This window comes from Amycolatopsis sp. NPDC001319 (assembly GCF_042896185.1).
GTDB lineage: Bacteria > Actinomycetota > Actinomycetes > Mycobacteriales > Pseudonocardiaceae > Amycolatopsis.
This window is the reverse complement of record NZ_JBIAWY010000009.1, coordinates 216,817-228,975: the sequence shown is the minus strand read 5'-3', so window position 1 is coordinate 228,975 and position 12,159 is coordinate 216,817. Positions and strand designations below refer to the sequence as shown.

Annotated in this window: 11 protein-coding genes; 8 read left to right on the top strand and 3 right to left on the bottom strand. The window is 72.5% G+C overall.

Annotated elements, in window-relative coordinates:
* Window positions 1-62 precede the first annotated feature (62 nt).
* The 7 genes from ACFY1H_RS32095 (at window position 63) to ACFY1H_RS32065 (ending at window position 8,949) form a co-directional block, all read left to right on the top strand.
* Window positions 63-887 carry a PaaX family transcriptional regulator C-terminal domain-containing protein gene (locus ACFY1H_RS32095; protein WP_366582685.1) on the top strand — a complete coding sequence of 275 codons (825 nt, stop codon included), beginning with the start codon at window positions 63-65 and terminating at the stop codon, window positions 885-887.
* A 181-nt stretch (window positions 888-1,068) separates the two neighbouring features.
* The gene (locus tag ACFY1H_RS32090; RefSeq protein WP_386952631.1) at window positions 1,069-2,151 is read left to right on the top strand and encodes a cupin domain-containing protein; all 1,083 of its coding nucleotides are present in this window, start codon (window positions 1,069-1,071) and stop codon (window positions 2,149-2,151) included.
* The gene (locus ACFY1H_RS32085) at window positions 2,148-2,960 is read left to right on the top strand and encodes a fumarylacetoacetate hydrolase family protein (RefSeq protein ID WP_386952628.1); all 813 of its coding nucleotides are present in this window, start codon (window positions 2,148-2,150) and stop codon (window positions 2,958-2,960) included. Before ACFY1H_RS32090 ends, ACFY1H_RS32085 begins: the two co-directional genes overlap by 4 nt.
* The gene (locus ACFY1H_RS32080; protein ID WP_386952625.1) at window positions 2,960-4,525 is read left to right on the top strand and encodes an FAD-dependent monooxygenase; all 1,566 of its coding nucleotides are present in this window, start codon (window positions 2,960-2,962) and stop codon (window positions 4,523-4,525) included. The genes ACFY1H_RS32085 and ACFY1H_RS32080 overlap by 1 nt, the downstream gene beginning before the upstream one ends.
* A complete protein-coding gene (locus ACFY1H_RS32075) occupies window positions 4,522-6,582 on the top strand; it encodes an acetate--CoA ligase family protein (protein WP_386952622.1) in 2,061 nt (686 codons plus the stop codon). The genes ACFY1H_RS32080 and ACFY1H_RS32075 overlap by 4 nt, the downstream gene beginning before the upstream one ends.
* Entirely contained in the window at window positions 6,563-8,251 is a 1,689-nt protein-coding gene (locus tag ACFY1H_RS32070; RefSeq protein ID WP_386952620.1) for a (2,3-dihydroxybenzoyl)adenylate synthase, read from the top strand. The genes ACFY1H_RS32075 and ACFY1H_RS32070 overlap by 20 nt, the downstream gene beginning before the upstream one ends.
* Window positions 8,248-8,949, top strand: coding sequence for a maleylpyruvate isomerase family mycothiol-dependent enzyme (locus ACFY1H_RS32065; protein ID WP_386952618.1), 702 nt, complete (start codon window positions 8,248-8,250; stop codon window positions 8,947-8,949). The genes ACFY1H_RS32070 and ACFY1H_RS32065 overlap by 4 nt, the downstream gene beginning before the upstream one ends.
* Window positions 8,950-8,961: 12 nt before the next feature.
* Here ACFY1H_RS32065 and ACFY1H_RS32060 read toward each other — a convergent pair whose 3' ends face one another.
* Window positions 8,962-9,771: a class I SAM-dependent methyltransferase gene (locus ACFY1H_RS32060; RefSeq protein ID WP_386952615.1), complete on the bottom strand. Its 810-nt coding sequence runs from the start codon at window positions 9,769-9,771 to the stop codon at window positions 8,962-8,964.
* 101 nt (window positions 9,772-9,872) lie between these two features.
* Window positions 9,873-10,013, bottom strand: coding sequence for a hypothetical protein (locus ACFY1H_RS32055; protein ID WP_386952612.1), 141 nt, complete (start codon window positions 10,011-10,013; stop codon window positions 9,873-9,875).
* Between the two features lie 97 nt (window positions 10,014-10,110).
* Between ACFY1H_RS32055 and ACFY1H_RS32050 the strand changes: the two genes are divergently transcribed.
* The gene (locus ACFY1H_RS32050) at window positions 10,111-11,175 is read left to right on the top strand and encodes a cupin domain-containing protein (RefSeq protein WP_386952609.1); all 1,065 of its coding nucleotides are present in this window, start codon (window positions 10,111-10,113) and stop codon (window positions 11,173-11,175) included.
* Window positions 11,176-11,273: 98 nt separating this feature from the next.
* Here the strand turns inward: ACFY1H_RS32050 and ACFY1H_RS32045 are convergent, their stop codons facing one another.
* Window positions 11,274-12,098 (bottom strand): alpha/beta fold hydrolase, encoded by an 825-nt coding sequence (locus ACFY1H_RS32045; protein WP_386952606.1) that lies wholly within the window; start codon window positions 12,096-12,098, stop codon window positions 11,274-11,276.
* Between the last annotated feature and the right edge of the window lie 61 nt (window positions 12,099-12,159).

Genomic DNA, 12,159 nt, shown 5'->3' with positions numbered 1-12,159 from the left:
CGATCGTCTTCAAAACGTGGCACATGCCATACTGAAGACGAGCTCGTTGACGGAGGTGGTCGGTGAAAGCCCGCTCTTTGATGTTCGACCTGTTCGGCGACTACCTGCGCTACCGGGGCGGGGAGGCCCGGCTGCGCCACCTGGTGGCCCTGATGGCGTGTTTCGACATCCCCGAACCCACGGTGCGGGTGGTCGCCACCCGCCTGCGCAAGGAAGGCTGGCTCACCAGCCGCCGCGAAGGCCGGGAGACGGTCTACGCGCTGAGCGAGACGGCCTGGCACATGCTCGACGAAGGGCGCGACCGCATCTTCGACCGCGTGCGCGGCCCGTGGGACGGGCAGTGGCACATGGTCATCTACTCCGTGCCCGAGTCCGAGCGCGCCCTGCGCGAGCAGCTGCGCAAGAAGCTGGCGTGGTTCGGCTTCGGCCCCCTGTCCTCGTCGGTGTGGCTGAGCCCGCACGACCGCGCGGACCAGGTGCGCGAGGCGTTCGCCGGCGAGCCGTCGGCGCGCCTGGACGTGTTCCGGTCGCAGTCCGGCGGCCCCGAGGAGGACCGCGACATCGCCGCGCGGGCCTGGGACCTCGCCGACCTCGACCGCGACTACGCCGCCTGGCTGGCCGACCTGCGTCCGCGCCTGCCGCGGTACCGCTCCGGAACCCTGCCGGGCGCCGAAGCGCTGGCCGAGCGCATGCGCCTGGTCTACGAGTACCGCCACTTCCCGTTCCGCGACCCGGACCTGCCGCCGGAGCTGCTGCCGGCGGGCTGGCACGGACGCCAGGCCCACGACGCCTTCCTCGAGGCCCACGGCCTGCTGCGGCGGGCGGCCGAGGCGTACGTCGACGAGCTCATCGAGCAGGACGCGCCGGCGTCGGAGAAGGCGGGCTGACTCGGCAACCTATGCCACTTTGTAGACGGACGTCTTCAGAGTGTTGTACGTTTGAGGCACAGCGCGCCGACGCGGAGGCGTGCGTGATCGACGTGGAGCACTCGTCGCGGCATCGGCCGGTCCCTCGGCGACCACGGCGACGCCACCGCGACGACCCCGTCACGAAGGAGGAGACGCCGGCATGACCTCGACGCCCGAGCTCACCGCGGAGGAGAAGGCCCAGCTCGACGAGCTGTACGCGGCCTTCGACGCGGCGCACATGACTCCACTGTGGACACAGATCGGCGGCTTGATGCCGACCAGCCCGCGCCCGGACGCCGTGCCGGCGCTGTGGCGGTGGTCGACGCTGCTGCCGCTGGCCGAGCGCGCGGGCGAGCTGGTCCCCGTGGGCCGCGGCGGTGAGCGCCGGGCGATCGCGCTGCGCAACCCGGGCCTGCCCGGCACGCCGTACGCGACACCGACGTTGTGGGCCGCGATCCAGTACCTCGGCCCGCGCGAAGAGGCGCCCGCCCACCGGCACACCCAGACCGCGTTTCGGTTCGTGGTCGAGGGCGAGGGCGTGTGGACCAATGTGGAGGGTGACGCGGTCGCGATGCGCCGCGGCGATCTGCTGCTCACCCCGGGCATGCACTTCCACGAGCACCACAACACCACCGACAAGCCCATGGCGTGGATCGACGGGCTCGACATCCCGCTGGTCCGCTACCTCGACGCCGGCTTCTTCGAGTTCGGCCCCGATGTGCTGTCCACCAAGGAAACCCCGGCCGTCTCCCGCAACGAGCGCCTCTGGGCCCACCCCGGCCTCACGCCCGTCGGCGCACCCACCCCCAAGGCGTCTCCCCTGATGGCCTACCGCTGGGAGCACACCGACGCGGCCCTGCGCGCCCAGCTGGAACTTGAGGACGAGGGCCACCCCGGTGTCGTCGAGCCCGGTCACGCGGTGGTCCGCTTCACCAACCCCGCCACCGCCGGCGACTGCCTGTCGACCATGCGCTGCGAAATGCACCGCCTGCGCCCGGGCGCTTCGACCGCGGCGGTCCGCACGGCGGGATCGGCCGTGTGGCAGGTGTTCGACGGGTCGGGTGAGGTCCGCGTCGGCGCCGAGACCTACCCCGTCGGCAAGGGCGATCTGTTCGCCGTCCCGTCGTGGGTGCCGCTGTCCTTCCGCACCGAATCGGGACTCGACGCGTTCCGGTTCTCCGACGACCCCGTGTTCGAGGCCCTCGGCCTCTCCCGCACCGCCCGTGAGGAGGATTCCGCGTGAAGCTCGCGACCATCCGCACCCCGAGCGGCACCACGGCCGTCCGGGTCGACGACGACGCCGCCGTCGAGCTCGGCGCACCCGACCTTGGCGAGTTCCTCGCCCGGCCCGGGTGGAAAACGGCCGCCGAGCAGGCGAACGGGCCGCGGCACGACCTGGCGACGCTCGACTACGCACCGCTGATCCCCCGGCCGGAGAAGATCTTCTGCGTCGGGCTGAACTACCGCACCCACATCCTCGAGATGGGCCGCGAGCTGCCCGAGTACCCGACGCTGTTCGCGAAGTTCTCCCGCGCGCTCGTGGGCGCCCACGACCCGGTGGTCCTGCCTGCGGGCTCCACCGAGGTCGACTGGGAAGCCGAGCTCGGCGTCGTCATCGGCGCCGAGGTCCGCCACGCCACGCCCGAGCAGGCGGCGGCCGCGATCGCCGGCTACACCGTCGTCAACGACGTGACCGCCCGCGACTTCCAGTACCGGTCGGTGGAATGGTTGCAGGGCAAGACCTTCGAACGCAGCACGCCCGTCGGGCCGTGGCTGGTGACCGACGCCCAGCCCGGTGAGATCACCTGCGTCGTCGACGGAGACGTCATGCAGAAAGCCGACACCGGCGATCTGGTGTTCAGCCCCGCCGACCTCGTCGCCTACCTCTCGCAGCTCATCACCCTCGTGCCCGGCGACCTCATCGCCACCGGCACGCCCGGCGGTGTGGGCCACGCCCGCAAACCACCGCGCTACCTCGGCGAAGGCGCCGAGCTGGTGACGCGCGTCGAGGGCATCGGCGAGCTGCGCAACACCACGGTCAAGGAGGCCTGATGCGCGTCGCCGTCGCGGGAGGCGGCCCCGGTGGGCTGTTCTTCGCCACGCTGATCCGGCGGGCCGACCCGTCGGTCGAGGTCACCGTGTTCGAGCGCAACCGGGCCGACGACACGTTCGGGTTCGGCGTGGTGTTCTCCGACCGGACGCTGGCCGGGATCCACGAGGCCGACCCGGTGCTGCGTGAGGCGCTGGCCGAACACGGCCGGCACTGGGACGAGATCGAAGTGCGGCTCAAGGGCGAACGGATCCGCTGCGGCGGCAACGGAATGGCCTCGATCGTCCGCAAGACGCTGCTGGCGCTGATGCAGGCCCGAGCCCGGGACGCGGGTGCGGACCTGCGCTTCTCCACCGAGGTCGCGCTGGAGGATCTCACCGGCTACGACCTGGTCGTCGCGGCCGACGGCACCGGCTCGCGCATCCGCGAGCAGCTCGACCGCCAGGGCTACGGCGACCTGGACACCGACGTGGAGACCGCGACGGCGAAGTTCATCTGGTTCGGCACCGACTACCTGTTCGACGGGCTGACCTTCGTGCACGAACGCAGCGAAGACGGCGTTTTCGCGGTGCATGGCTACCCGATCTCCGACGAGGTCTCGACGTTCATCGTCGAAACCGACGAACCGTCCTGGCGGCGCGCCGGCCTCGACGAGTTCGACCCGGCACAGCCGCCGGGCGTGAGCGACCTGGTGTCGAAGAACTACCTCGAAAAGCTGTTCGCCGACCAGATCGACGGGCACCGGCTGCTCACCAACAACTCCCGCTGGGGCAGCTTCCGCACCCGCCGCACCCGCCGGTGGCACACGCTCACCCCGCGCCCCGTGGTCCTGCTGGGCGACGCCGTGCACACCGCGCACTTCTCCGTGGGCTCCGGCACGAAGATGGCCATGGAGGACGCGATGGCGCTCGCGGGCGCGCTGGCCGAGCACCCGGACGACCTGGCCGCCGCGCTTGCCGGCTACGAGGAAGCCGCGCAGCCGTCGGTGCGCCGGATCCAGGACTCCGCGCGCCCGAGCCTGTCCTGGTGGGAGCACTTCGGCCAGTACTACGACGTGTTCGAGCCGTGGCAGTTCGCGTACCACTTCCTCTCCCGCAGCATCACCGACGCGCGCCTCGCGCGGCGCGCCCCGGACTTCGTCGCCGCCACGCACCGCGGCTGGGAACGCGAGCACGGCGCCGAACCCCTCGACACACCGTTCTCGGCCGGCGACTGGTCGGTGCCGGGCCGGCTGGTCGAGGTCGAGCTCGCGGCGGACGGCACACCGGTTCGCGCCGCCGGCCTGCCGCTGTCGGCCACGCCGCGGTCCGGCCCGTGGGGCGCGGTCCTCGCCGCGCCCGACCGCGAAGCCGGCCTGCCCGCGGCGTACGACTCCCTGACCAGCCTGGCGGGCGCGGCGCTGGTCGCGGTCCACGGCGGGACGGCGCTGACGCGGCTGCTCGTGTGCGAGCGGGCCCGCATGGTCGAAGGGATCCCGGCGCTGCTGGTCGATCCCGGGCTCGACCGCGATCAGGCGCTCACCACAGTGCTGTCCGGCCGCGCCGACCTGGTCGGTGGTGTCGCGTGAGCGGCCCCGGACCCGGGCTGAGCCCGCTGTTCGCGCCGCGCGGCATCGCCGTCGTGGGGGCGTCGCGGTCGCCCGGCAAGCTCGGCGCGACGCTGGCGCGGTCGCTGGCTCCGTTCGCGGCCCGCGGCGGGCACCTCGCGCTGGTCAACAGCCGCGACGAGACGATGCACCCGACGGTCCGCGCCGCGGCCGACGCCGGCCCGGTCGACCTCGTGATGATCTGCGTTCCCGCGGCGGCCTGCGCCGACGTGGTCGCCGACGCCGCGGAAGCGGGTGTCCGCGCGGCGGTCGTGTGCGGTGGCGGGTTCGCCGAGGCCGGCGGGCCGGGAATCGAGTACCAGCAGCGGATCGCGAAGATCGTGGCCGAAACCGGCATCCGGGTGCTGGGTCCCAACACCAGTGGTTTCCTCGCGCCGCACGCGGGCGTGACGGCGAGCTTCGTGCCGGGCGTCGCGGGCGTGCGGCCCGGCCGGGTGGCCGTGGTCGCCGCCAGCGGCGGGGTCAACCACGCCGTGTCGTTCCTGCTGACCGAAGCCGGCCACGGCGTCAGCCTCGCCGTCGGCCTCGGCAACGGCGTGGACGTGAGCGCCCCCGACGTGCTGGAGCACCTCGCCGACGACGAGCACACCGGCGCGATCGCCCTGCACGTCGAGTCGGTCGCCGACGGGCCCCGGCTGGTCGACGCCGTCCGGCGGGTGACGCCGCGGCGTCCGGTGGTGGCGCTGGTGGTGGGGCGCAACGACATCGGCGCCTTCGCCGCCTCGCACACCGGCGCGCTCGCCACGTCCTGGCGGACCACCCGCGCCGCGCTCGCGCAGGCCGGTGCCGTGCTCGTCGACGACGAACGGGAGCTCGTCGACGCCGTCGGCGCGCTGTCGGTCGTCCGGGCCCGCCCCGCCGCGGACCCCGGCGTCGGCGTGGTCACCGCCCAGGCCGGCCCGGGCCTGCTGCTGCTCGACGACCTGCGCGGACGCGGCGCCCGCATCCCCGAACTGGCGCCCGCGACCCAGCAGCGGCTGAGCGAACTGCTGCCCCCGTTGACATTCCAGCGCAATCCCGTCGACACCGGCCGCCCCGGCCCGGAGCTGGGCGACATCCTCGCGACCGTGAGCGGCGATCCCGACGTCGACGTGATCGCGGGCTACGCGCTGCACGAACCCGACGCGGTCGACCTCGTCGCCGCGGTCAAGCAGGGACGTCGTCCCGGTGTGCCGATGGTCCTCGGGGTCGGGGGCGCCGGCGACGCGGTGACCGCGGACCGGCGGGCCCTGCTGGACGGCGGGGTCGCGGTGGCGACCGACGCCCGCGGTGTCGCGGCCGCCACCAGCGCGCTGCTCGCCGACGCCCGCGCCCAGGCGCGTCCGGCCACCGGCGTCCTCGACCGCGAGGTGCCCACCGGCGTCGCCGGCGCCCACGACGAGCACCAGGCCAAGAACCTGCTCGACGCGCTGGGCATCACCACGATGCCGCGGCGCGCCTGCGCGAGCCGGGCGGAAGCGCGCGCGGCGCTCGACGAGCTCGGTGGCGCGGTCGCGGTGAAGATCCTCGACGCCGCGGTCCTGCACAAGACCGAGATCGGCGGGGTCCACCTCGGCGTGAAAACGCCCGAGGAGCTGGAGGTCGCGCTCGACGCGCTCGACGCCGCCGGCGCCCGTCGCTACCTCGTCGAAGCGATGGCACCGTCCGGGGTGGACCTCGTGCTCGGAGTGCGGCGCGACCCGGTGTTCGGCCCGGTCGCCGTGCTCGGCCTCGGCGGGACCACCGCCGAGGCGCTGGCCGACGTCGCCGTGCGGCTCGCGCCGCTGTCCCCGGACGAGGCCGCCGGCATGGCCGACGAACTGGCCGGGCGCGCTCTGCTGCACGGCTGGCGCGGCGGTCCCGCCGTCGACCCGGCCGATCTGGGACAGGTGGTCGCGGCCGTGGGCGCGGTCCTCGTCGCCAACCCCGGGATCGACGAACTCGAGATCAACCCCCTGCGGCTGACCCGCGACGGCCTCGTCGCGCTGGACGCCGTGCTCATCGGCAAGGAGGCCGGCGATGCCCAGCCCGATCAGTGACCACACCGTGCCCTGGCCCGCCGCCGACGCCGACCGGTACGTCGCGGCCGGGTACTGGGCCGGGGTCCCGCTCGGCGAGCTCCTGCGCGAGGCCGCCGGGCGAGCCCCGGACGCTCCCGCGCTGATCGACGCGGCCGACGGCACCCGCCTCACCCACGCGCAACTCGACGAGCGCGCCGCCGCGGCGGCCGTCCGGCTGCTCGACCTCGGCCTGGCGCCGGGCCACCGGATGATCGTGCAGCTGGGCAACGGCTGGGAGTTCGTGGTGCTCACGCTCGCCTGCCTGCGCGCCGGGATCGTGCCGGTGATGGCGCTGACCGCGCACCGGCGCACCGAGCTCGCCTACCTCGCCCGCCACGCCGAAGCCACCGCCATCGCCGCGCCCGACCGGCTGCGCGAGTTCGACCACCAGGCGCTCGCGCACGAACTCGCCCCGGCCGTGGAGGACGTGACCGGCGAAGCCTGGCACGTCCTGGTCGCGGGCGACGAGATCACGCCCGGCAGCGTCGACCTTCGTGCGCTTTGCGGCCCTGCCGTCGATCCCGCCGCCGACCGGGCGCGGCTCGACCCGCTGTGCCCGGACAGCCGGGACGTCGCCGTGTTCCTGCTCTCCGGCGGAACCACGGGGCTGCCGAAGCTGATCGCCCGGACGCACGACGACTACGCCTACAACGCGCGCGCCTCGGCCGAGCTCACCGGGTTCGGCCCGGACACCGGCTACCTCGTCAGCCTGCCCGCGGGGCACAACTTCCCGTTGGCCTGTCCCGGGATCCTCGGCGCGCTCCTCGCCGGCGGGCGCGTGGTCATGCTGCCCTCGCCCGAACCGGTGCGGGCCTTCGCCACCATCGCCGCCGAAGGCGTCACGCACACCGCGGTCGTGCCCGCCGTGGCCGCCCGCTGGCTCGAACACGCCACGGAGCACGGCGCCCGCGAGCTGGCGAGCCTGCGCGTGCTGCAGGTCGGCGGGGCGCGGCTGGCCGACAACCTGGCCCGCCGGATCACGCCCGCCCTCGGCGCGACCCTGCAGCAGGTGTTCGGCATGGCCGAGGGCCTGCTCAACTACACCCGCGTCGACGACAGCGCCGAGGTCATCTGCACCACCCAGGGCCGGCCCCTGTCCCCCGCCGACGAGGTCCGCCTGGTCGACGAGCTCGACGCCGACGTGGCACCCGGGGAACCCGGCTCGCTGCTCACCCGCGGCCCCTACACCCCGCGCGGCTACTACCGGGCCGCCGAGCAGAACGCCCGCGCGTTCACCGCCGACGGCTGGTACCGCTCCGGCGACATCTGCCGCATGACCGCCGACGGTTCCCTGATCGTCGAGGGCCGGGACAAGGACATGATCAACCGCGGCGGGGAGAAGATCTCCGCCGAAGAAGTCGAGAACCTCGTCTACCAGCTGCCCGCCGTGCGCCAGGTCGCCGCTGTCGCCATGCCCGACGAGGTACTCGGCGAACGCGTGTGCCTCTACGTCGTGGCCAAACCCGGCACGAGCGTGACCCTCGAGCAGATCCGCTCGGCGATGGAGGACATCGGCGTCGCCCGGTTCAAGCTGCCCGAGCACCTCGTCCTCGTCGACGAGCTCACCGCCACCAAGGTCGGCAAGATCGACAAGAAAGCGCTGCGCGCGGACATCGCCCAGCGCCTCGGCCAGGGAACCCCGGCGTGACCGGCCGGCACGACCTGGCGGCGACACTGCCCTGGCTGCACGAAGGCACCGCCCACCTGCTGCGCACCGCCGCCGGCCTCGACGACGACGCCCTCCGCGGCGCCAGCCGGCTCCCCGGCTGGACCCGCGCCCACGTCCTCGGCCACGTCGCCCGCAACGCCGAAGCCCTCACCCGCCTGGCGACCTGGGCCCGCACCGGCGTCGAAACCCCGATGTACCCCGACCCCGCCCGGCGAGCCGCCGAAATCGAGGAATCGGCTCGCCGGGCACCCGCCACCCTGCGCGCGGAGCTGGAGTCCACTTCGGACACTCTTGCTTCGGCACTCGGGGCGCTCACCCCGGAAGGGTGGCAAGCGCGGGTGCGCAGCGCCCTCGGCCGTGACATCCCTGCCGCCGAGATCCCGTGGATCCGCATCCGGGAAGTCTGGCTGCACCCCGTCGACCTCGGCACCGGCGCGGCCGTCACCGACCTGCCCGTCGGCGTCGTCGACCTCCTGCTCGACGACGTCACCGCCGCACTGTCCCGAAAGGACGGTTGCCCTTCCGTCACGCTCGCCCCCACCGATCGGCCCACGACGTGGTCCCTCGGCGCACCGCCCCGGGCGCGCCGAGTCGACGCACCGGCGGCCGACCTCGTCGGCTGGCTCAGTGGGCGCGTGCCCCATCCCGAGTGGCCCGCACTGCCCGGCTGGCTGTGAACGATGCCGGACTCAGCCGGGCTTGCGGCCGAGGTCGTAGGCGAAGCTCACGGTCTCGGTGAACACACCGCCGTCGTCGTGTGGGCTGAGGGTGGCCGCGAGGTCGGCATCGAACGCGGCGGCCCGGTCGCCGATGACCGCGGGCGGGAGGAACGAGGTGGAGCGGATGTGGCCGGAGAGTTCGGCCAGGCTCCAGTGGTGTCCGGCCGTGAATTCCGCGCGGCCGCAGACCTCGAACCCGGCTGCGGACAGCACTTCCGGATCGGGTCGGTGCGCTCGGTCCGCGCCTTCGGGAATCCTGTGCTCGGCACCGAGCTCCCGCTGCCATCGTGCCAGGGTGGCCGCGAGTGATCGCTGCCAGTCTTCCCCGCCCGCCCAGGGCGCGGAAGACCAGCACAACGCGAGGTACCCGCCGGGAACGAGCCAGTGGAGTATCCGGCGGGCGACGATTTCGCGCTCCAGCCGGCGGAAGGCGTTGCCGACGACGGCCAGCTCGAAGGAGTCCGGCTGTGCGGTGAGCGTCTCGGCGCCGGCGACGATGGGCCGAAGATCCCGCACGCCCCGGTCAGCCGCCTTGACGCGAACGATCTCGATCATGTCCCGTTCCTGGTCCACGGCCCATACTTCCGCGAAGTGCGGGCTGAGCGGGAAGGCGAGCTGGCCGGTCCCGCAGGCCAGATCCAGCAGGCGTCCGTGCCCGGAGAGATGGGTGTTGGCCACCAGATGGGCGAGCAGGGAAGCCGGATACGGCAGCCGGTAGCGGTCGTAGTACTCGGCGGTGCCGTGGTAGAGGTCTGTTGCGAAGTGCGCTTCGTTGCTCACCGAGCCTGGCCCTTTCGTCGGCTTAGGCCCAGGTTAGTGCTCGCTGCCGCGGATGCGCTCGAGTGCGCCCTCGCCCGTCGGCGGGGAGCGGGGAGCGAGGACTAGGACAGCAGCGGGTTGGCCGCGATGATCACGCCGAGCCGCTTGAAGCTGTCGAGGTGGTCGCGTCGCAACAGGCCGAAGGCGTGCTCGTAGCTCCAGCGGCGTTCGTCCAAAGGGGACGCTTCGTGGGCGGCTTCCATCGCGTGCCGCTGCGGGTCAACCCGTCCGGCCGGCGCAGTCCGATTCCAGCGCGGTTCAAGCCGCGCACCTCACGATCCGCGGAGCACCGTCGCCGTGGTGGGCGCGCTGACCATACCGTCGATTTGCGATCGTCACCGCTGCACGATCTCGGCGCGCGGCACCGTCACGGGCCGTGGATCGCGTTGTAGGTTGGCTTCGCGGCCACCCGAAGCACCGGAGCGGACAATGGATGACGGGCTCACGTTCCACCACAGCCGGATGACGGACGCCCTGAGCCGGCTCATCCGGCTCGCGCACCTGCACGGCAGCGTCGACCTCCGCTGCCTGATGGCGGGGCAGTTCATGGTGGACCACGAGGCCGCCGAGCCGGGGCAAGTGCCGTTCTACCTCGTGCTGGACGGACGCTGCGCGGTGACCACGGATTCGGCCACCGTCACCCTGTCGACCGGCGACCTGCTCCTGGTCTCGCGCGGCGAGGCCCACCAGGTCACGGCACCGTCGGGACGCAAGTTCCGGTTCAGCGACGAGTCGGGGCCGATGTTCACGACCCGGCGGACGGTCGGCGTGAAGCCGGATCTGGACCTGTTCTGCGGGCATTACCATTTCGACACCGCGGCGGGCGAGTTGCTGTTCCGTCTGCTCCCGGCGCTGGTGCACGTCACGCCGGACACCGCAGCGACGACACTTGCCGATCTTCTGCGCGACGAAGCCCGTTTCGCCGGCCCGGGGAGCGCCGCCGTGGTGTCGGCGCTGTGCGATGCGATGCTGGCCATGGGTCTGCGCAGCCGACCCGAACAGCGCCTGGACACGCCCGCGTTGTGGACCGCCCTCGGCGACGAGGCGCTGGGGAAGGTGGTCTCGGGAATCGTCGAGCGGCCCGGGGACTCCTGGACGATCGAACGGATGGCGGAGACGGCGTCCATGTCACGCTCCACTTTCCTGCGCCGGTTCACCGCTCGCACCGGTACCACCGCCGCCACCCTGCTCACCACGATCCGCATGATGGTCGCCGCCGACCTGCTGACGAACTCCGACCGCTCGATGTCCCGCATCGCCGGCGACGTCGGATACAGTTCGGAATCCGCGTTCTCGCAAGCGTTTCGCGCCACCGTGGGCCTGTCGCCCGCCCAGTACCGGAAGAACGCGGTTCACCACGAGTGACGGCCCGCACGGTCGTGAACCACTCCCGTGGCCGAGGTGGAACACCCTCACCTCGGCCACGGGAGCCGGGAAAATCACCGATGGAGCCGGAACCTCGGTCAGGCCTGGAAGAACTCCAGCAGGTCGGCGTTGATGACGTCGGCGTGGACGGTCGGCATGCCGTGCGGGTAACCCGGGTAGATCTTCAGCGTCCCGTTCTTGACCAGCTTCACCGACAGCAGGGCCGCGTCCTCGTACGGGACGACCTGGTCGTCGTCTCCGTGCCCGATGAAGATGGGCACGGTGATCTTCTTCAGGTCCTCGGTCTGGTCGGTCTGGGAGAACGCGACGATGCCGTCGTAATGGGCGTTCGCGGCACCGTTCATGCCCTGGCGCCACCAGTTCTGGATGATCGCTTCGGACGGTTCGGCACCGGGCCGGTTGTAGCCGTAGAACGGGCCCGAAGCGACCGCGCGGTAGAATTCCGAGCGATTCGCGAACAGCTGCGCCTGCAAATCGTCGAACACGCTCTTCGGCAGCCCACCCGGGTTGGCTTCCGTCTTCAGCATCAGCGGCGGAATGGCGTTGAGAATCGCGGCCTTCTCGACCCGGGACTCACCGTGCCGGCCGAGGTAGCGCACGACCTCGCCACCGCCGGTCGAGTGTCCGACGTGGATCGCGTCGCGCAGGTCGAGGTGGGCGGTCAACGCCGCCAGGTCGTCCGCGTAGTGGTCCAGGTCGTGCCCGTCGCCGACCTGCGACGAGCGGCCGTGACCGCGCCGGTCGTGGGCGATGACGCGATAGCCGTGCTGCAGGAAGAACAGCATCTGGGTGTCCCAGTCGTCCGACGACAGCGGCCAGCCGTGGCTGAACACGATGGGCTGCCCGGTCCCCCAGTCCTTGTAGAAGATCTCGACACCGTCGGCGGTGGTGATCGTCGGCATGGTGTGCTCCCTATCCTTCGACGCGAGACGGGCAGGCCCGTCGACTCTCGACAACTCTTGC